This window comes from Lewinellaceae bacterium (assembly GCA_020636135.1).
In the GTDB taxonomy this organism is placed as follows: domain Bacteria; phylum Bacteroidota; class Bacteroidia; order Chitinophagales; family Saprospiraceae; genus JAGQXC01.
In genome coordinates, this window is sequence record JACJYK010000001.1 from 110843 (window position 1) to 130282 (window position 19440).

The 19440-nt window shown below is 50.3% G+C and carries 27 protein-coding genes; 11 read left to right on the forward strand and 16 right to left on the reverse strand.

Going from position 1 to position 19440, the window contains the following annotated elements:
- Positions 1–150 precede the first annotated feature (150 nt).
- Positions 151–363, forward strand: a complete 213-nt coding sequence (locus H6570_00420; protein MCB9317715.1) for a hypothetical protein — start codon at positions 151–153, stop codon at positions 361–363.
- Positions 364–530: 167 nt separating this feature from the next.
- On the opposite strand, the gene H6570_00425 is transcribed toward H6570_00420, so the two are convergent.
- A complete protein-coding gene (locus tag H6570_00425) occupies positions 531–1118 on the reverse strand; it encodes a hypothetical protein (protein MCB9317716.1) in 588 nt (195 codons plus the stop codon).
- A 183-nt stretch (positions 1119–1301) separates the two neighbouring features.
- Between H6570_00425 and H6570_00430 the strand changes: the two genes are divergently transcribed.
- Together H6570_00430 and H6570_00435 are read left to right on the forward strand one after the other, a co-directional pair.
- Positions 1302–1628 carry an antibiotic biosynthesis monooxygenase gene (locus tag H6570_00430; protein MCB9317717.1) on the forward strand — a complete coding sequence of 109 codons (327 nt, stop codon included), beginning with the start codon at positions 1302–1304 and terminating at the stop codon, positions 1626–1628.
- 93 nt (positions 1629–1721) lie between these two features.
- Positions 1722–2138 (forward strand): VOC family protein, encoded by a 417-nt coding sequence (locus H6570_00435; protein ID MCB9317718.1) that lies wholly within the window; start codon positions 1722–1724, stop codon positions 2136–2138.
- Positions 2139–2148: 10 nt separating this feature from the next.
- Here H6570_00435 and H6570_00440 read toward each other — a convergent pair whose 3' ends face one another.
- From H6570_00440 to H6570_00480, 9 genes are all read right to left on the reverse strand, one after another.
- Positions 2149–2676 (reverse strand): ferritin, encoded by a 528-nt coding sequence (locus tag H6570_00440; GenBank protein MCB9317719.1) that lies wholly within the window; start codon positions 2674–2676, stop codon positions 2149–2151.
- Between the two features lie 97 nt (positions 2677–2773).
- The gene (locus H6570_00445) at positions 2774–3565 is read right to left on the reverse strand and encodes an enoyl-CoA hydratase/isomerase family protein (protein ID MCB9317720.1); all 792 of its coding nucleotides are present in this window, start codon (positions 3563–3565) and stop codon (positions 2774–2776) included.
- 2 nt (positions 3566–3567) lie between these two features.
- The gene (gene paaJ / locus H6570_00450; protein MCB9317721.1) at positions 3568–4068 is read right to left on the reverse strand and encodes a phenylacetate-CoA oxygenase subunit PaaJ; all 501 of its coding nucleotides are present in this window, start codon (positions 4066–4068) and stop codon (positions 3568–3570) included.
- A gap of 1 nt (position 4069) precedes the next feature.
- Positions 4070–4825, reverse strand: a complete 756-nt coding sequence (paaC, locus tag H6570_00455; protein ID MCB9317722.1) for a phenylacetate-CoA oxygenase subunit PaaC — start codon at positions 4823–4825, stop codon at positions 4070–4072.
- On the reverse strand, positions 4825–5109 hold the full coding sequence (gene paaB / locus H6570_00460) for a 1,2-phenylacetyl-CoA epoxidase subunit B (GenBank protein ID MCB9317723.1): 285 nt from the start codon (positions 5107–5109) through the stop codon (positions 4825–4827). The genes paaC and paaB overlap by 1 nt, the downstream gene beginning before the upstream one ends.
- A gap of 18 nt (positions 5110–5127) precedes the next feature.
- Positions 5128–6072: a 1,2-phenylacetyl-CoA epoxidase subunit A gene (paaA, locus tag H6570_00465; protein ID MCB9317724.1), complete on the reverse strand. Its 945-nt coding sequence runs from the start codon at positions 6070–6072 to the stop codon at positions 5128–5130.
- 6 nt (positions 6073–6078) lie between these two features.
- The gene (locus tag H6570_00470; GenBank protein ID MCB9317725.1) at positions 6079–6657 is read right to left on the reverse strand and encodes a TetR/AcrR family transcriptional regulator; all 579 of its coding nucleotides are present in this window, start codon (positions 6655–6657) and stop codon (positions 6079–6081) included.
- Positions 6644–7717 carry a 2Fe-2S iron-sulfur cluster binding domain-containing protein gene (locus H6570_00475; GenBank protein ID MCB9317726.1) on the reverse strand — a complete coding sequence of 358 codons (1074 nt, stop codon included), beginning with the start codon at positions 7715–7717 and terminating at the stop codon, positions 6644–6646. The genes H6570_00470 and H6570_00475 overlap by 14 nt, the downstream gene beginning before the upstream one ends.
- A gap of 203 nt (positions 7718–7920) precedes the next feature.
- On the reverse strand, positions 7921–8172 hold the full coding sequence (locus tag H6570_00480; GenBank protein ID MCB9317727.1) for a 30S ribosomal protein S20: 252 nt from the start codon (positions 8170–8172) through the stop codon (positions 7921–7923).
- Positions 8173–8426: 254 nt separating this feature from the next.
- On the opposite strand from H6570_00480, the gene H6570_00485 reads away from it, so the two are divergent.
- Positions 8427–9464, forward strand: a complete 1038-nt coding sequence (locus H6570_00485) for an LD-carboxypeptidase (GenBank protein MCB9317728.1) — start codon at positions 8427–8429, stop codon at positions 9462–9464.
- Positions 9461–10474, forward strand: a complete 1014-nt coding sequence (locus H6570_00490; protein MCB9317729.1) for a dipeptide epimerase — start codon at positions 9461–9463, stop codon at positions 10472–10474. Before H6570_00485 ends, H6570_00490 begins: the two co-directional genes overlap by 4 nt.
- A gap of 38 nt (positions 10475–10512) precedes the next feature.
- Here the strand turns inward: H6570_00490 and H6570_00495 are convergent, their stop codons facing one another.
- A complete protein-coding gene (locus tag H6570_00495) occupies positions 10513–11295 on the reverse strand; it encodes a hypothetical protein (protein ID MCB9317730.1) in 783 nt (260 codons plus the stop codon).
- A 31-nt stretch (positions 11296–11326) separates the two neighbouring features.
- Between H6570_00495 and H6570_00500 the strand changes: the two genes are divergently transcribed.
- Together H6570_00500 and H6570_00505 are read left to right on the forward strand one after the other, a co-directional pair.
- Entirely contained in the window at positions 11327–13375 is a 2049-nt protein-coding gene (locus tag H6570_00500; protein MCB9317731.1) for a sensor histidine kinase, read from the forward strand.
- Positions 13372–13989, forward strand: coding sequence for a DNA-binding response regulator (locus H6570_00505; GenBank protein MCB9317732.1), 618 nt, complete (start codon positions 13372–13374; stop codon positions 13987–13989). Before H6570_00500 ends, H6570_00505 begins: the two co-directional genes overlap by 4 nt.
- On the opposite strand, the gene H6570_00510 is transcribed toward H6570_00505, so the two are convergent.
- Both H6570_00510 and H6570_00515 read right to left on the reverse strand, forming a co-directional pair.
- Positions 13986–14171 (reverse strand): Arc family DNA-binding protein, encoded by a 186-nt coding sequence (locus tag H6570_00510; protein MCB9317733.1) that lies wholly within the window; start codon positions 14169–14171, stop codon positions 13986–13988. The genes H6570_00505 and H6570_00510 overlap by 4 nt on opposite strands.
- A 16-nt stretch (positions 14172–14187) precedes the next feature.
- On the reverse strand, positions 14188–15036 hold the full coding sequence (locus tag H6570_00515; protein ID MCB9317734.1) for an SPFH domain-containing protein: 849 nt from the start codon (positions 15034–15036) through the stop codon (positions 14188–14190).
- Between the two features lie 162 nt (positions 15037–15198).
- Here H6570_00515 and H6570_00520 point away from each other — a divergent pair, with 162 nt between their 5' ends.
- The 3 genes from H6570_00520 (at position 15199) to H6570_00530 (ending at position 16705) form a co-directional block, all read left to right on the forward strand.
- Positions 15199–15615 carry a GNAT family N-acetyltransferase gene (locus tag H6570_00520; protein MCB9317735.1) on the forward strand — a complete coding sequence of 139 codons (417 nt, stop codon included), beginning with the start codon at positions 15199–15201 and terminating at the stop codon, positions 15613–15615.
- Between the two features lie 68 nt (positions 15616–15683).
- The gene (locus H6570_00525) at positions 15684–16211 is read left to right on the forward strand and encodes a metal-dependent hydrolase (GenBank protein ID MCB9317736.1); all 528 of its coding nucleotides are present in this window, start codon (positions 15684–15686) and stop codon (positions 16209–16211) included.
- A 113-nt stretch (positions 16212–16324) separates the two neighbouring features.
- Positions 16325–16705 carry a VOC family protein gene (locus H6570_00530; protein ID MCB9317737.1) on the forward strand — a complete coding sequence of 127 codons (381 nt, stop codon included), beginning with the start codon at positions 16325–16327 and terminating at the stop codon, positions 16703–16705.
- Positions 16706–16718: 13 nt separating this feature from the next.
- On the opposite strand, the gene H6570_00535 is transcribed toward H6570_00530, so the two are convergent.
- The 3 genes from H6570_00535 to H6570_00545 are packed head-to-tail and all read right to left on the reverse strand — an operon-like array spanning position 16719 to position 18321.
- Positions 16719–17981: a sigma-70 family RNA polymerase sigma factor gene (locus H6570_00535; GenBank protein MCB9317738.1), complete on the reverse strand. Its 1263-nt coding sequence runs from the start codon at positions 17979–17981 to the stop codon at positions 16719–16721.
- Entirely contained in the window at positions 17981–18100 is a 120-nt protein-coding gene (locus H6570_00540; protein MCB9317739.1) for a hypothetical protein, read from the reverse strand. Before H6570_00540 ends, H6570_00535 begins: the two co-directional genes overlap by 1 nt.
- Positions 18079–18321: a hypothetical protein gene (locus H6570_00545; GenBank protein ID MCB9317740.1), complete on the reverse strand. Its 243-nt coding sequence runs from the start codon at positions 18319–18321 to the stop codon at positions 18079–18081. The genes H6570_00540 and H6570_00545 overlap by 22 nt, the downstream gene beginning before the upstream one ends.
- Before the next feature lie 200 nt (positions 18322–18521).
- Between H6570_00545 and H6570_00550 the strand changes: the two genes are divergently transcribed.
- Complete coding sequence (locus tag H6570_00550; protein ID MCB9317741.1) at positions 18522–19112, forward strand: TIGR00730 family Rossman fold protein; 591 nt, start codon at positions 18522–18524, stop codon at positions 19110–19112.
- The last annotated feature ends 328 nt before the right edge of the window (positions 19113–19440 follow it).

Genomic DNA, 19440 nt, shown 5'->3' on the forward strand with positions numbered 1-19440 from the left:
GGCTTCAGCCTGGGGGACAAAGCATGGTGCATTGGGCATGGAGCATGGAGCGAGGAGGTAGCAGAGGTATCAGAAGTAAAAAAGGTTGCAGAGGTATCAGAAGTAAAAAAGGTTCCCATAGCCCCACGGCCTCAGCCTGGGGGACAAAGCATGGTCGCGACCGCCACGACTGCATGGAGCGAGGAGGTAGCAGAGGTGTCCATGGGTGGAAAAGGTTCCCATAGCCCCACGGCCTCAGCCTGGGGGACAAAAAATGGTGCATGGAGCATGGAGCATGGAGCATTGGGCATGGAGCATGGAGGTAGCAGAGGAATCAGAAGCATAACACCTTATAACCCCACGGCTTCAGCCTGGGGAACCTAGCATGGAGCATGGAGCATGGAGCATGGAGCATGGAGCATGGAGCATAGGGCGAGGTGCATAGAGGAAAGAGGTATCATAGGGTGCAGATGTCTCTATAAACCTACGGCTTCAGCCTGGGGAAACACGTCCCTATAACCCTACGGCTTCAGCCTGCGGAATGCGATGCGTTAATTCCGGGTAATCAGCATAACGATCAGGGCCAGAGCCGATGCCGAAATTCCCAGGATAAATACCAGGAAACAGATACGGATCTTATGGTATTTCTGGCCGATGCTCCTGCCGAGAAAATAAAGGTCCAATTTGATGGAATCCAGGATCAGTTCGGGTTCTGCCAGGGTCTCCTCGAGCATTTCAAAATAATTTTCCCGCTGCATCCGGTAATAATTACCAAAGAAGAACGGGCTCATCCGGGTCCGATCTCCCGTATCCGCCTTTACTTTTTGCGTGCCCATCTTAACCGGCCGGGTGGCCAGGGCGGCAATGATGATGCATGCCACACAAGTGATCGCCAGCAGGATCAGCGGGACATAGAGACGGTAAAGGATAATTTCATCAAGATTGGACAGGACAATCGGAATCAGAAATGTCAGCATCAGCGAATTTAAACTCATCAGGATGTTCGCCTTACTGTCCGCAATGCTGGTCAGGTCGATGTTGTTGCGATAGGTCGTCCGGATGATATTGATCGCTTCTTTGCTGATGCCAAGCTTCTTCTTCTTTTTTTCTTTTTCGGTTTTTGGTGTTTCTTCGTCCATGAATGTAGGGATATACCTTCCCCTCAATGAGAGAAGTATCTCAAAATAATCAAAAATTTAAGGTATTGTATTTTGTCTCGATATGCAATTCCCTGAGCATGCTGCCGGGAGATATAAAAATGCACCGTGCAAAGGCGGGATGTATCTTTGCCTTTCTGAATGATGTACTAAAAAACTCACCTTATGATTGCACAGACTCCTCAGCCTCCCTACTATGCCGTGCTGTTCACATCACTCCGAACCGAAGGGGACCAGGGTTATGGAACCATGGCAGACCGGATGGAAGAGTTAGCCATGCAACAGCCGGGATACCTGGGTCATGAAAGCGCCCGCGATGGCTTGGGCATCACCATATCCTACTGGGCAAGCCTGGAGGATATCCGGAACTGGAAACGGCAGGCAGAACACTGGGAGGCACAACAGCGTGGACGGTCTACCTGGTACAGCGAATACAAAGTCCGGATCTGTAAGGTGGATCGGGACTATGGATTTACTGCAGGCAACCCGTAGGTGCAATCATACCGTTTATTTGGCGTAAACCACCATTTCCCGTGCCGTTGCAAAGGCAGAAATTTGCATTATACCTTTTAATGACAGCTCATCATGGCTCAATTAGCAAATTATCTGCACTTCAATGGCAACTGCCAGGAGGCAATGACCTATTACCAATCCTGCCTGGGAGGAGAACTGACCCTGCAAAGGATATCCGAATCACCGATAGCTGACCAATGCCCGGCTGGGATTCAGCATCAGATTCTGCATGGTACGCTGCAAAACGGATCGCTGGTGGTGATGGCCTCCGATATGATTGCGCCCGGCAAGCCCTATCAGGTAGGCAATCACATTGCCTTATCGCTTGCCTGCGACAGTGAAGACCAACTGCGTTCCCTGTTTGACAAATTATCAGCAGGTGGAAATATCATGGATCCGGTGCGGGTCCAGTTTTGGGGCGCTGTCTTTGGCTTCTGTGAAGACCGGTACGGATTCCGCTGGATGCTGCATTATCAATTACCAGCTTAAGGTGCCGAAATTATTCTCCGCCTTCTTCCCCTACTCCCGATGCTGTGGCCTGGTTGATGGCTTCCACTTCCTTATCGATAAAGTAAAGACTGTTCGAGCCATCACCGATCAGGCGAATGCGGTCAAGGATATTTCGCATCAGGTCTTCTTCCTCCCGTTGCTCAGCTATATACCATTGTAAAAAGTGGTGGGTGGAATAATCCTTCTCCTCATCGGCCAACTGGACCAGATGGTTGATGGATTTGGTGACTTTCTGCTCGTGAGCATACACTTGTTCGAACATGGACCGGACCGAATCGTAGTCCTGGGGTGGCTGGCTGACAGCCGGGATTACGGCGCGTCCGGCGACGGTGGACATGTAGTTGACGATCCGTAACATGTGTTCTTTTTCCTCATCCGACTGGCGGCGCATAAATGAAGTACATCCGCGCAGGCCCTGGTGGTCACACCACGACGCCATGGCCAGGTATAAAAATGAGGCATATGCTTCAAGGCCCATTTGTTCATTCAGGGCCGTTTCCATTTTCTTCGAGATCATTCGGTCGATGTTATTAAGATGATGTAATCAGAAGGGACAATCCTTCTCCAGGTACAAGACCTGAATTATGTTAGAAACAAGGAGAAGGGATCATGGTTTACTTCCCCTTGAACTGAGGGGCACGTTTTTCCAGAAAAGCACGGACTCCTTCGTGGTAATCATCGGTCTGGCTGGCGGTGGTCTGGAACAGCTCTTCCAGACGCAACTGAATGGACAGACCATTTTCCATCGAATCGTTAAGTGCGCGTTTGGTCAGCCCCAGCGCGATAGTAGGCATGGAGGCTAGCTTATGCTGCAATTGTTCCAGTGCATCTTCAAACTCCCTATCCGGCACAGCCCGGTAGATCATACCGATGCGTTCGGCTTCGCTTGCCGTCACTTTATCTCCCAGCATCATCAGGGCCGTGGCCCTGGCGAGCCCGACCAGCCGCGGCAGAAAATAGGTTCCGCCGCTATCGGGTATCAGTCCGATTTTGGAAAAAGCCTGTATAAATGATGCCGATTCGGCTGCAAGTACCAGATCGCAGGCAAGAGCGATGTTGGCACCGGCGCCGGCAGCAACGCCATGCACTGCAGCGACGACCGGTTTTTCGATGGCACGGATACGCTGGACGATGGGATTAAAATGGTCGCTGACGATGCGGGTCAGATCCGGCCCGTTTGGATCTACCACCTCTTTCAGGTCCTGTCCGGCACAGAATGCTTTGCCATTGCCACGGATCACGATCACACGGATGGAAGGATCTGAAGAGATCTGATCCAGATGGTATTGAAGGGCCAGGGCCATGGACCGGTCAAAACTGTTGTAAACTTCGGGACGGTTCAGGGTGATGGTAGCTATGCCCTGCTGGGTAGAAAACCGTATCGATTCATGCGGAGAAAGGGACATGGTTAATGGCATTTAAAGTAATCAAAAGGCTCCAGGCAATCGGTACAGCGGTACAGGGCCTTGCAGGGTGTAGAACCGAACTGACTCACCAATTCGGTTGCCTCTGAGCCACAATGGGGACAAGATACACTGGCTGCGTCATCCCGCCAACCGGTGAGGGATTTTCGCCGCTTTGGAGCGGCTATGCCATAGTTTTTCAACTTTTGCAATCCTTCCGCCGTGATCCAGTCCGTGGTCCACGGCGGATCCAGGGTGATCTGAACCTTTACCGGCACTGCGAGGGATTGTTCCAGCACGGCGCGGATCTGCATCCGGATGACTTCGAGTGCCGGACAACCATTGTATGTCGGAGACAGATAGACGATCACCTGTTCACTCGTGATGTCGATGTTCCGGATCATGCCCAGCTCTACGATGGATATCACCGGGATTTCCGGGTCCGGTATGGTAGCGAGCTGCTGCCAGATCACTTTTTCATCAGGGATATAGGAAGTTCTGTTCATCTTACCAGGTTAAGCCGGGGTAGGCGCGTTGCATGTATTGTAATTCAGTCAAAATAAATCCTAAATGCTCGGTGTGCCGCCCTTCGCGACCCCGGGCCGGGAGCCATGGTGCATCCGGCAGCGCTAACCCGGCCTCCCGGAGAACTTCCAAGATCTCTTGTTCCGTCCCGGGCCATAAACCTGTCATATCCGGGAGAGAACCATCGTCTATCAGCGCCTGGTGGAGGCTTACATTTTGAAATAATTCACCGGTGTATGGGATGATGAGGTCGAGTGCTGCCTGTATGCGACGGCGGCTCTCATCGGTGCCGTCGCCCAGGCGGATAACCCACTCACTGCTGTATTGGCGGTGGTAGCGAGCCTCTTTGCGTGATTTGGCTGCAATGCCAGCCAATCGTTCATTGGTGCTTCCTTCCAACGCTTCGAGCAAAGCATTTTCATACCAGTCAAAGTAGAATTGCCGTACGATGGTGTGGGCAAAATCACTGTTGGGTAACTCCACCAGCCAGGCATTGTAATAATTCCGTTCATACCTCAGATACGCGAGCTCATCTTCCGTCTTACCCAATCGCTCGCCGGCATACTGGTAATAAAGCCGCGCCTGCCCGATCAGGTCCAGCGCGATATTAGTCAGTGCCATGTCCTGTTCCAGGATCGGGCCGTGACCGCACCATTCGGAAAGGCGGTGACCGAGGATAAGGCAGTCATCTCCCCGCATCAATAATAAATGATCCAACGGTTGCCAATTGCTATCCATCACATGTGTTTTACTTCGTCGGGTAAATCGTAAAAAGTCGGATGCCTGTAAATTTTATCCCTGGCCGGTTCAAACAGCATATCGGCATCTTCCGGATCGGAAGCATGGAGGTGAGCCGATTCCACGACCCAGATGCTTACACCTTCATTCCGGCGGGTGTAAACATCGCGGGCATTCTGGATGGCCATGGCGGCGTCAGTGGCATGGAGGCTACCGGCATGGATGTGATGCAGCCCATTTTTAGGCCGGATAAATACTTCCCACAGGGGCCATTCTGTTTGCATGATTTAATACGTTTAAGTTCAACCTGCTATTTTCGTCCTTTCTCTTTGCTTTGCAGCATACGCTCGTGCGGCTTCCCGCACCCAGGTACCATCATCGTGTGCCTGCTGCCGGGCAGCTAATCGCTCGGCATTACAGGGGCCATTGCCTTTCAGTACCTCGCGGAACTCATCCCAGTCAATAGGGCCGATATGGTAATGCCCACTGGCTTCATCCCATTGCAATTCCGGATCCGGAATGGTCAAGCCCAGCACCGCTGCCTGAGGCACCGTCATGTCAATAAATTTTTGCCGCAACTCATCGTTCGTAAATCGTTTGATCTTCCATTGCATGGATTGAGCAGTATGGACCGAATCCTGATCCGGAGGGCCAAACATCATCAACGAAGGCCACCACCACCGGTCCAGGGCATCCTGAGCCATGGCTTTTTGCTCGACCGAACCCTGACACAGCGTGAGCAGGATTTCAAAACCCTGCCGCTGATGGAAGCTTTCTTCCTTGCACACCCGCACCATGGCACGGGCATAAGGACCATAGGAACAGCGACACAACGGTACCTGATTCATGATGGCAGCGCCATCCACCAGCCAGCCGATAGCGCCTATGTCTGCCCAGGTCAGTGTCGGGTAGTTGAAAATGGATGAATATTTTGCTTTGCCGGAAAGTAATTCCCCGATGAGCTCTTCCCGCGTAACACCCAGTGTCTCGCAGGCACTATAAAGATAGAGGCCATGGCCGGCTTCATCCTGCACCTTGGCCAGCAGGGCGACCTTGCGCCTTAATGACGGCGCGCGGGTTATCCAGTTACCCTCCGGCAGCATACCGACCACTTCCGAGTGGGCATGTTGTGCTATTTGCCGCACCAGGGTTTTGCGGTAAGCGTCCGGCATCCAGTCTTTGGGTTCGATCTTGATTTCCTGGTCGATCTTATCTTGAAAACGCCGGGCTAAGGATTCCGTGGTCATAGGATTTCAGTTTTTGATAATTCCATGCATATTCATAGCTAATAACAACTCAATCAATTGCTCCTGTTCATTCGGTTCCCGGTTTATCCGGGTGCGGTACAGCCAGGTGAGACTGGAGATCAGCGTGTGCATGATCCAGGGCGCAGGGTAAGCACGGAATATTCCACGTGCCTGACCAGACTGGATGACAGCCAGAAACTGTTGTTCGTAATGTCTTCGCAGCTCCAGAAACGCCCCCCGTTCTTCGGTCCTCAGGTGTTTCCATTCATCTGAAAATACCGTAGACGAGGTGGGATCTTCGAGTGCGATCTGGATGTGGAAGCGTAATAGTTCTTCCAGTTGCTGCTTCGGATCCTCCCATTGCCGTTGTATCCGGTTGATGGCATCCAGAAATTGGCCCGCAACGCGAAAACAGATCTCCTGCAACAACTCCTCTTTCGACCGGATATGGCTGTACAATGAGGATACTTCGAGATCTACCGCATCGGCGATCGCACGCATGGAGGTGGCAGCATATCCGCGATGCTGGAACAGTCGTGCTGCCTCCAGATAGATCTGCTGTTTCTTGGGACTAATTTCCGTCATAACTGATGGTTATGTGACCGGATTTGGGAATAGCCTGACAGGCCAGGATGTAGTTGGCTTCCAATTCATCCACTTCCAGGGCGTAATTGGTCTGCATGGATACTTCACCCTTCAGCAACCGGGTTTTGCATGTCGCACAGACACCTCCACGACAAGAGTAGGGCAGATCAATTTCTGCCGCTTCGGCTGCGTCCAGGATGGTCTGCAGGGAATGTACTACCGGTATGTGCAGGTGCTGGCCGTCCCGGATGACCTCGATGGTAGCATGGACGAATTCACCAGGAATGTCCTGGTTTTCCTTCTTATATGAAGCGGTCAGGGCAGGGGGTGAAAACCACTCCTGGTGGATGTTGGCGGACGGTACACCCAGATCGAGCAGGGTTTCGCGTGATACCTGCATCAGGTTGCCCGGGCCGCAAAGAAAGATCCCGTCGGCATGGGTGAAGTCCACCAGGTGCATATTCCACTGCCTGAGTTTCCAGGCATCGATGCGGCCGCTGAACAAAGGATTGTCCAATAGTTCGCCGGTCAGGATATGAAAAATGGAAAGCCGGTCCAGGTAGGTATTCTTTAATGCGTCGAGTTCTTCGCGGAAGATGATATCCCGTACCGAGCTATTGGAATAAAAAACGGTAAAATGCCAGGCGGAGTGGCCTTGTAAGCCATGACGCAGCATGGCCATCACCGGGGTGATCCCGCTGCCACCTGCCAGCATAATAAAATGTTCCGGCTGCTCACTATCCGTCGCAGGCAAAACAAATCTACCCATGGGCTTCAGGGTTCTGACGGTGCGTCCGGTCTGCCAGTGATCGTAAACAAAGGTGGTGAAACGACCACCGGTGATTTTCTTGATGGCTATGGCCAGGGTTTCATCGTGAGGCCCGGAACAGATGGAATAGTTGCGCCGGACTTTTTCACCATCGATGATCTCTTCAAAGGTTAGATGCTGTCCAGGCCGGTATTGAAAGTTGTCTTTCAGTTCCGGTGGAATGCGAAAGTGGAATTCAGAACACTGATCGGTGAGGGGGATGATCTTATCGATGGTTAATTCGAACAGCATAGATACGAATGATCGTTCGTATAAATGTAGGAAAAAGTTCTTGGATGTCTGGCATCAGAAATAAGTACCTTGACCGGGAGGTGGTCACCAGATCAGACGATGAACTGCTTGTACTGCTGAAATGGGAAAATGGCACAAAAAAAGTGCATCCGGAATACGAATGCACTTACTATATGGATCTCCTTTGGGCGTTATGGATATCCTTAGATGGCGTTGACGAAATGCATCAACTTACTCTTGATATTATTCGCTTTGTTTTTATGCCAGATGTTTCTCTTTGAAAGGCGATCAACCATGCTGATCACTTTAGGCAGGAAAGCCTGCGCTTCCGAAGCATCGGTCATAGCACGCAATTTTTTCATTGCCGTACGGGTAGATTTGCGATAATAGCGCTGCTGAATGTTACGCTTTAGGGTCTGACGGATACGTTTTTTAGCCGAAGCGTGATGTGCCATAAATCAAAAAAGTTAAACGAAGTAATTTTTAGGACTGCAAAGATAATACTTCCGTTGGATTTACCAAATAAAAAAGGTGATGCAGAAGCAGGAGCATTCAAGTTCCAAAGGATACCTGATCACCTGATGTCCGAAGTGCAGCAGTAGAGAGGCAAGGAACGCGGATGGGTCACAAGAGCGCGCGGGACATCCAGCACAGAGCCATGCAGGGTCTTCCGGATCTAATTGTGGAAATAACCATTATCTTGTCTTCCATGAAACGCCGTCAGTTCAACCACCTTGCACCGGCTCTGATCTCCGGAAGCTGGATACGTCAATCACCGGAAAACACCCAAGATCACCGGGCCCTGCGCAAATATAGGGGCCCGATCCAGCCGGGAATGACTGTTGGACTGATCACCCCCGGCAGCGCTATCCGTGAAGAGCAGCTGGCCCGGGCTATTGCCAATGTGGAGTCCCTGGGCCTCAAGCCTCATTATACGGATGCTGTGCATGCGGAATACGGCTATCTGGCTGGAACCGACGCTGTGCGAATCCAGGATCTGATCCATCACCTGGAACACCCGGATGTGGACCTGATCTGGTGTATCCGCGGTGGCTATGGCTGTTCTCGGCTTTTACCCCAGCTGCCTGCCGGTCTGTGGCGGAGAGCAAACAAACCCATCCTGGGCTTCAGTGATATCACGGCCTTCCATGCAGCCCGGTGGGCAGAAGACAGGATGCCCGGTCTGCATGGCCCGGTAGCTGGCATGGAACTGACGGATTACTCCCGCGATCAGTTGCAGGCCATTCTGATGAATACGGATTTTCCGAAAACCATACCGCTTGCCACCCTTGATCCGGCCCCGGAAGGAGTGTTATCGCCGTTTGTAATCCGGGGTGGGGTAGCCACAGGACGATTGGTGGGAGGAAACCTGTCTCTGGTTGCTGCATTGGCCGGCACGCCATACGCACCGGATCTGGAAGGAGCGCTGCTCTTCCTGGAAGATGTTGGTGAGAAGCCTTACCGCATCGACCGTATGCTGACGCAACTTCGGCAGGCTTATGACCTGGATCGGGTAGCCGGCGTGGTATTGGGAGATTTTGCCGATTGTGAGGCCGGTCCGGAGGACCGGTCGCTTACGTTGCGGGAGACCCTGACGAATCAATTTGCCGGTCTGGGCGTTCCGGTTTATTGCGGCTTTTCGTTTGGGCATGTACCCAATCTGTGCACTTTTCCGGTAGGCTGCCGGGCGACTCTGGATGCTGAGGCGGCCACCATCACCATTCACGAACCCTGGTATCAACTATGAAACTGATCGTTAAACCACTCCGACTGGAGATCGCCGGAAGCTTTGCAACCGCCCATGGGCAGGTAAGCCACCGAGACGCCCTATTGGTAGGCCTCGAACAGGACGGCCAAACCGGATGGGGCGAAGCGACCTGTGTTCACTATTACGGCATTACACCGGAACGTTTGCAGCAGGCCCTGGAGCGGGTGAGGACATTGTTGCTTTCACTGGAGATTACGCATCCCGAGGTGGTTTATGAGCATCTGCAGCCGGTGCTGGCGGATGAGCCTTTCGCCCTTTGTGCACTGGATATGGCGGCCTATGATCTGTTTGGTAAACTGAACAGCCTGACGACCTGGAAATACCTGGATCTTTCGGTAGCGTCGGTGCCGCTCAGTTCACTGACCATTGGACTCATCCCGGTTGATCAGGCGGTGGCTTTTCTGGAAGCCAATCCCTGGCCGGTATATAAGATCAAACTGGGCGGTCCGCAGGACCGCCAGCTGGTGGAAGCTGTCCGAAGCCGGAGCAATGCCACGATACGGGTCGATGCCAATGCCGGATGGACCCCTGAGGAAGCCATCAAGATGAGTGCTTACCTGCGAGACATGGACGTGGAATTCATCGAGCAACCGCTCCCGGCTAGCGATCTGGCAGGTATCCGGGCTATACAGGGTAAAATGGCCTTGCCGATCATGGCTGATGAAAGCTGTCATCTGCCCTCAGACGTCGCATCCTGTGGCCAGTATTACGATGCCATCAACATCAAGCTTATGAAATGCGGTGGTATCACACCGGCCCGGGCCATGATCACCGAAGCCCGTCAGCTGGGACTGAAGATCATGATCGGCTGCATGACCGAAACCTCAGTTGGCATATCCGCTGCCGCCCAATTATTGCCTCTGGTGGATTACGCAGACATCGACGGTCCCTTTTTGTTAAAACAGGATCCTGCGCAGGGTGTCCGGCTGATAGATGGGGTGGTTACCTATCCGGATGTGCCGGGAAATGGCTGTTCAGTACCCACCTAGATCAGGATCGTTTTAATGTCGATAATCCCTAGGTCCATTTATTGGGGAAGAACAGGTTCGCCGTATACAAAGTCATCCATGACAGCCACATCAACATTCCCACCATCATCGGGCCCGAGTGTGGTATTGCCATAGGTGATCCGTACATGATGCACGATGGCCTGCTTAAACAAAACACCCAGAAAGACATGCCCTTCATTCTGGGTCTCGGTCTTGTAAGTTCCAAGCAGCTTTTCATTGATGTCGTAATATTCGAACGCAGTATTTTCAACCTCGTCGACATCCACATAAACAGCGCCAAACCCGTTCACGACGGCTGCCTGGTTGGTACCGGGTATATAAAATCGTAAATCGACAATATTGCTTTCAACGGGTGAGAACAGCTTGTCACCGCTGAATGCCGGAAATATTTCGGTGTATTGGGGATTGATGTTGCCAAAATGCAAGAGTGTCTGGGTCGGATTATTTTTTGAGGCGCTTACCTGAATTTTCCCGCCAGGAGAACTGAAAACGGCACCCCGGGCCCGCGTGCCTTCAGCGGTGTTGAAGAATTCAAACGGATAGTCGTTGGGTGATGAGTATTCATCGGGAACACCTTCCCAGTTGATCTCTCTTCTTCCCGATCCCTGACTTCCTGCAGTGCCACCGTTATTTGGCCCCAATAAATTCCGGTATTCATCGATGGCAGCCTGGATGTCACCGGCGGCAGACACGACCTGCTGGACCGGATCTTCCTCATCTTCCTTCGAACAGGAAAAGATGGCGGTCACAACCACGCCGGCCAGGAATAATCTGAATAATAATCCAAATGGTGCATTCATAATTTTGATAATTTAGAGAACGATATTTTACATGAGATCAGCTGGCCATTTTCATCACAATGACCTGATGCCAACCGTAAGTCTGAGGCAAATTTGCCAGCATAGCCTTCGATTGCGCATCAACCCCAGGGTGGATTTTTTGTCCGGATTTTTCCAAATCAGCATGGTACTGATGGCTATGGGTTGGATCATAAACCCGTATTCATCCTTTGCCCAGGCACAGGGTAACCTGGATTCATTACGGCAAGCCTTTAACAGTCATCCGGGTTCCAGAGAACAAATGGAAGCAGCGGTCGAACTGGCCCGGGTCATGTCATTACAGAATCCCGATAGCGCACTTATTTTACTCGATCAGGCGCTTATCATTGCCCAAAAAACAGGCGATCGTGAAAGTGAGGCGAAAATTTTGTTTCGTAAGATTGTGGCGCTTCGCCTTCATGGTGACCAGACAACAGCCTTGCAGTTAAACCGGTCAGCTCTTGTTCTGGCTGACGATCCGTCCAGTGGTTCCTGGGGTGGAAAAATCTATCATACCCTTTCACATTTTTTTATGGAAGACCTGGCCTCGGACAGTTGCCTGTACTTTTTGCAAAAAGCGGAGATCATGAATGATGAGCGGGGAGAGCACTACGCCAATTACCTGGTTTACGCCGATATCGCCAACAATTACGAAAATCAAAAACGGGATAAAGAGGAAGAAATCTACCTGCTTAAAGCTTACGAAGTCTCCAGGACAAAAATGATCCGGAAAGACCACGGGTTGGTTCTCTATCTGATGATGCAGTTTTATTTCGGTCGCAACCAGATGGCGGAATATGCCCGCTATGCCAGGGAATACCTGGACCTCGTTGGTGAGGATGAGGACCGGATGAAAAATGATAAATTCCATAATGTGCTTTACTTCTTTGAACCGGAAGAGTCTACCGATGATAAAATAGCCCGGATGCAAACTGCAATCAAAGAACAAACCAGACTGGAGCATTGGAACAATCTGATCATCAGCTATGATTACCTCACCGAACTGGAAGAAAACGGGGGTTATCTCACGGCAGCGCTTGATGCGGCTTTACATGGATTAAAGCTTACCGTGGATCAGAAAAAATTATATCAGGAAAAAGGATTTCTGGAGATAATAGCACACCTGTATGAAAAAATGGGCCAACCGGCCAGAAGCCTGAGCTATTTAAAACAGACCATGCTGTTGGAGGACAGTTTGCGGACGAAAACCATGGAATACAATCTCCAGGACCTGGAAGTTAAGTACCAGACACGCCTGAAAGAAGAAGAATTACTTAAATCCAATCTTCAGCTCGACAAGAAAAAGACGGAGAATACATTGCTGTTTTATATTTCGGGTTCGTTGCTTGCTCTGGCTGGCCTCAGCCTTGGATTTGTCCGGTATAAGTCCCGCATCAACAGTAAGCTTGAAAGTCAAAACCGCCGTATCACCGACGCCCTGGAAGAAAAGGAAGGGCTGTTACGGGAGATACACCACCGGGTCAAAAACAACTTACAGATCGTTTCCAGTCTGCTCAATTTGCATTCCAAGAAAATGCAGGACGAGTCCAGTAAAGCCGTCTTCAAAGACGGTCAGAACCGGGTAAAATCCATGGCCATCATTCATCAAAATCTCTACCTTTCCGAGGATCTGGCCGGAATGAATGTCAACGAGTACATCCGGCAATTAACCCATCATTTATTCCATTCATTTCATGTAAATGATCAGGACATCCGGTTGCATACGGATATTGATGATGTGGTACTGGATGTCGAAACATTGATTCCACTGGGATTAATTCTGAATGAATTACTGAGCAATACGCTCAAACATGCATTCACCACTCAGGACAAAGGAGAAATCAATGTCATGCTGAGGCATCATCCAAACGAACTTGTGCTTACAGTGAAAGACAATGGCAGAGGAATCTCCAAGTCCGAGCTTGACCAGGAAAATCAATCCTTTGGGTTGCGACTGATCCGTGACTTTGCGCGTAAACTGGAGGCTGAAATGGAAATCAGCAATCATGCGGGTACCTGGGTCGAGATGCATATTCGTAAATTCCGCCTGTCCACCACGTGATGCGTATACTGATCGTAGAAGATGAACCGCTGATAGCCCGGGATATTGCGGGCGAACTGACCGAACAAGGCTATGAAGTGGTCTCCGTGTGTCCGGACTATCCCGCGGCGGTAAGAGCCCTGACGCTTGAGCAGCCCGACTTCGCAGTCCTGGATATTCATCTTGGCAAGGGACCAGGAGGTCTGGATCTGGCCACCTTAATCAATGAAACCCTCTTCATTCCATTTATCTTTCTCACTTCATACGCTGACAAGCCAACCATTGATAAAGCGAAATTTCGCTATCCAATGGCCTATCTGGTTAAGCCTTTCAATGGCGATGAACTGGTTGCGACTATAGAAGTGGCAGTGATGAATCATGCACGATACTTCCGGAAACGGGCAATCCCGATCGCGGTTCTCAATCAGGATTTAACCGATCCGGTAAGTCCCAGGGAATTTGAAGTTTTGAAAGATATGATCGAAGGGTTGACCAATCCTTTGATTGCTGCCAGACATTCCATCAGCCTGAGTACCGTCAAGACGCATATCAATCACCTGTTTGCCAAGCTTGATGTCCGCAATCGTGCAGAACTGTTGATCAAAATGCGCGACTGGGACGAAAAAGAAACCTAGGCGCTTTCATTTTTTGATTTATCATCACCCGCTTTTTTCCACCGCCCTGCCTCTTTCAGCGCTTTGCTGATGATCCATTCCAGCTGTCCATTGACACTGCGAAACTCGTCCGCAGCCCATTTTTCAATGGCTTCGTAGGTCTTGTCATCAATCCGAAGTACGAAATTTTTCTTTTTGGACATAAAGTCTCGGATCGGATTAAGAATGCAGGGTTCCGGTATTAATTACCGGTGTGGCATCGCGGTCGGCACACAGGACAACCATCAGATTGCTGACCATGGTGGCTTTTTTATCTTCATCCAGCTCGATGATCTCTTTTTTGGAAAGATCAGCCAGGGCCAGTTCGACCATGCTCACGGCTCCTTCCACAATCTTATGTCTGGCAGCGACGATGGCTTCGGCTTGCTGGCGACGCAACATGGCATTGGCAATCTCAGGAGCATAGGCCAGGTATCCGATACGGGCTTCCATCACTTCGATACCGGCAATGGCCAGCCGCTCTGCGATCTCATTTTCCAGGGTGTCATTGACTTCATTGACGCTGGAGCGTAAGGTGTGGGCTTCCGGCTCATCATCAAATGTATCGTACGAATAGTGCGATGCCAGTGTACGTACGGCAGCATCGGTTTGAACGCGGACAAAGGATTCATACTGATCCACCTCAAAGGCAGCTTTGTAGGTGTCTTTCACGCGCCAGACCAGGATTACATTGATGAGTATCGGGTTTCCTTTTTTATCGTTTACCTTGATGGTTTCGCTGTCGAAGTTGCGGGCACGCAGGGAGATCGACTGACGGGCATAAAAAGGATTGACCCAGAACAGACCATCCTTTTTCACGGTACCGACGTATTTGCCAAACAGGGTAAGCACCTTGGATCCGTTGGGATAGATGAAGAAAAGTCCTTTAGCCAGGAAAATGAAGGCTACCATGCTGGTGACGATGCCAATCGGTTGTGCCATGATCAGAAAATAGATGCCTGTTGCCAGTGCAGCTACCATCAGCACCAGGGCGAAATAGCCGGAAACGGGGTGATTTGATTTTTCCATTATGATATTAATTTGATATCAATATAGTATAATTTCCGGAATTGCTGAGCTGGTTTTTCGATCAATGGATATATGACCTCGATATGTGTGTTATTTAAGTCGCGTTTTTTGGGCCAAGTGATGTGTATTTCCTCGGTATCTTCGGCCGAAAGAAATACCACGATGTCTTATCAGTTTGTTCAATGGGAGAAACCGTTCCAGCGTGTAGAAGATCTGATGGCCCTTTACGCTGATCCCTGGTGGACGCGGTCCAGGACAGTCGCTCAGGTGGAGACCATGCTGGTGCACTCCACCTATTTGTTTGGACTGGTAGAGGACCGGGATGACCGCATGGTAGGCTTTGCACGGGTACTGTCGGATGGCGTTTTCCGGGGCATTTTGTTTGATGTGATCATCCATCCGGATTGTCAGGGTCAGGGACTGGGTCGTCAGTTAATGGATGGTGTTCTGCAGGCACCTTGCATCAGGGCCCTGGAGACGTTTGAATTGTATTGCAAACCGGAACATGTCGAATTGTACAGGAAGTTCAATTTTTATCCGGTCGCGCCGGGATTGCATTACCTGCGCTTGAAGAAATAACCTATTTTATTCATTTTGAGGATCCAAAATCTTAAATCACGAATCCTTAAATCTTAAATCACTTCCTATTGGCTTCAGCATTTGGACATGCATTTTTTGCCGGCACGGTTTCATTCTGGCCATCTTTTCAAAAGCTGGATAGCCGCACCAGGTGGCTGGGCGTTGCTTTCTCTGTAATCCCGGACCTGGATGTTATTGCTTTTCGGTTTGGTATCCCCTACGATCATGTACTCGGGCACCGGGGATTAACCCACTCGCTACTTTTCGCAGGTTTGCTGGCCTGGATGGCTGAGCGGTGGCTTTGGACCAACCACCAGCTTCGACGCTGGCTTTATCTGTTCATCTGTATGGCTTCCCATGGTGTTCTCGATGCCCTTACCAATGGAGGACGGGGCGTTGCTTTTTTTGCACCAATATGGAATCAGCGTTACTTCTTCCCGTTCCGACCCATTCAGGTATCTCCCATTCATGCCGGGGCATTCTTCAGTGAGCGTGGTTTGCAGATATTGGTCAGCGAATGGTGGTGGATTGGCTCACCTTCGCTGATTTTACTACTCGTCCTGTGGGCCTTCCAATCAATAAGGTCCAAATCCTGAAACCGGGTTGTGCTTATCTGACCTCTAAATTTGACGTAGCTACCCCTCGGGTGTCCGGGATGAATTTCTGAAATTTGAGGGCAAATTCAAATTGATTACTTAAATGGAATCGGATGAATACCATTGCTTATTTCGAAATTCAATCTTCCCAGCCTGAAAGAGAAGTTCATTTTTACAGCAAGGTATTTGGATGGACGATTGTAAAAGAAGATGGTTTACCGATCGAGTATTATCGCATCATAACGACGGGTATCCCGGGAGCCATCTTAGCACGGCCGTCCTCTGTACCAGGACCGAATCAAGGCACCAATGCCTTTACTTGTTCGGTTGAGGTTGCAGATTTCGATGCTTGTGCCCGGATTATATTAGAGAATGGAGGGCAGATAGCCTTGCCCAAGTTTGCTGTCCCGGGCAGGTGTTGGCAGGGTTATTTCCTGGATACCGACCACAACGTTTTTGGCATCTTTGAAGTGGATGAAAACGCTGGTGCGTGACCTTATTGCCCCATCAATGGATTTGGTTTAAACGCTGTAACTTTTCGATATACAGGCGGGTAGAAGCAGGGTGGCTGGTATACAGAAGCGCTTGTTCCAGTGCATCACGCGCTTTGTTAAAATCTTCCATGGCCTGGTAGTAGGCAGCCTTGACAGCATGAAAATAGTGATGCTGATGCATGGCGGGTTCCTCCTCCAGGAAGGTGAGCAATTTTAATGCTTCCTGGTGACGATCCATTTGCATCAGTACCACCACCTTATTGAGGCCCAGAACCGGCGAAGGCTGAACTTCTTCCATGATTTCATACAAATGCAGGATACGTGTCCAGTCGGTTTCAGCCAGCGATGAAGCGATGCAATGCTGGCCCGAAATGGCAGCTTCCAGGTGATAGACGGATATCGGCTTGAAAGCCAGCGCTTGTTGCAGGTAATAATGTCCTTGCAGGATCAGGGGCTTACTCCAGGACTTACGATCCTGGTCTGCCAGTAAGATCAGCTCGTGATCCGTCGATGTGCGGCTTGCCAGCCGGGAGGCATGGTACGACATCAGCGCCATTAAAGCTGCCGTTTCACCCCTCCGGGTGCGGGGATGTTCCCATACCAGGTGGGTTAGACGCATCGCTTCGGCACATAGTTCCTGCCGGATGACCCAATCGGGATGGCTGGCCTGGTAACCTTCATTGAATAACAGGTAGAACACCTTAAGTACCACCTGTAACCGGGTGGTAAGCTCCGGTCCGGCAGGGATGGACATCACTACCTGGTTTTCCTGCAGGGCCTTTCTGGCCCGGTAGATGCGTTTCCGGATGGTTTCTTCCTGGGCTAACAATGCGCTGGCAATTTCATGGATACCAAAACCCGAAGCAATCTTCAGGGTCAGGGCAATCTGGTCTTCCACGGCGAGTGAAGGGTGACAGGTGGCGAAGAATAACTGCAGTTGCTGGTCGTGCAATTCATCAGGGAGCGTCAGACCCGGAGGAGATTCCTGTTCTTCCTGAGCTTTTATGATTTGTGTTTGATGCGTCTGCCGTACCTTTTTTTTCCGGACCCAGTCGATGGCCCTTCGTTTGGCCACCTGCATCAACCAGGCTGCCGGCTCATCCGGGATGCCGGTGAAAGGCCACGTATGCAATGCCTGATAAAAGGCTTCCTGCACCAGATCTTCCGCTTCTTCCAGGCGGCCGACTCCGAGCATCCGCACCACTACGGCGATCATCTTTCCCGCTTCGTGACGGAAAAGATGATCAACCAGTGTATGCGAATGAGATCCGGACATCACATTTCCATCACTTCCCGTACTTCTACGCTCCCGCCCAGATGGAAATCCGGAAAACCTTTAGACAATTCGGCGGCTTCGGCCAATGAATTTGCCTTTACGATAAAATACCCGCCCACGATATCCTTGATCTCGGGAAAGGTCCGTCGGTAACCACTGCCGAAGGACCGCGGAGGGTTTTAGCTGCCGGAGAAAGAGGACGGCCTTCGATGTAAAGATCTTTGGCTTTGAGCTCATCAATCCAGGCAAACCATTTTCCCATCAGGTTTTGAATGTCATCGGGTGATAGTCCTAATTGCTGGTAATCGGCTCCAATGAAAATGAACATGAACTCTTTCATAATCGTTTTTTTAATGGTTTTAAAATTAATCGATTTCTAACTAGTCGTTCCCGGAAGAAAGATTGGGACAGCCCGGCAACTTTTTTTTGTACTATTTTTTGAAAAAGATTTGATTGATCCTATAAAGTACCGCAGATCAGGATCATCTTTTTTCCATCAAAAGAGCCCTATCTTGTCATCAGCAAAATGAACCAATCGAAATGAACGATCTACACGCAATTGCCGTTTTCTGCGGATCGAGCGCAGGAAATGATCCCGTCTACCGGGAGTCGGCTCAGGCTCTGGCTTACCAAATGGTGAAAAAGGAGATCCGTCTCATCTACGGGGGTGGAAATATTGGATTAATGGGCATTATGGCCGATACGGTATTGGCTACCGGAGGAGAAGTTTACGGCGTAATTCCGGCATTTCTCAAAGAAAAGGAAGTGGCACACGGCAGCCTGAGCCAGCTTTTTGTGGTCGACACCATGCATACGCGCAAGTATAAGATCTTTGACCTTAGTGATGGTGTCATCGCCTTGCCGGGAGGATTTGGCACCTTGGATGAATTGTTTGAAATGATCACCTGGGCTCAGCTGGGCCTCCATCAATTTCCGATCGGCATATTAAATACCCGCGGCTATTACGATCATATGATACGGCAAACCGACCATATGGTGGCAGAGGGATTTCTGAAGCCAATATTCCGTTCTATGCTGATCATCGAGGAAGATCCCGGAAAATTGTTGGCCAGGATGGCTGCTTATGAACCTCTGGGAACTGAAAAATGGATTCGCCCCGATCAGGCTTAATTCAATGATGTTCTGTAATCAAGTCTGTCTGCACCCCGGAATTAATCTTCATTTCTGGAATATCCTAAAAGCAAAGACAAAAAAAAGCCCTGCCTGTGTGAACAAGCAGGGTTGTCGTGACTGGATACGACATTGGGTTGAGATATAGGTTGTTCCAAAATTCTGTATCTCTATATGCATGAATGCATTTTAATGCATAAGGTAACCCAACAGCTAAGCAGATTTTGATAATCCCTAACCAAACACCGGTAATTATCCATGAACCGGCAGAATCTCATCATGTACGAATAATTGGCTGCCGGTGCAATAATTCCCCCCAGTAGCTGCT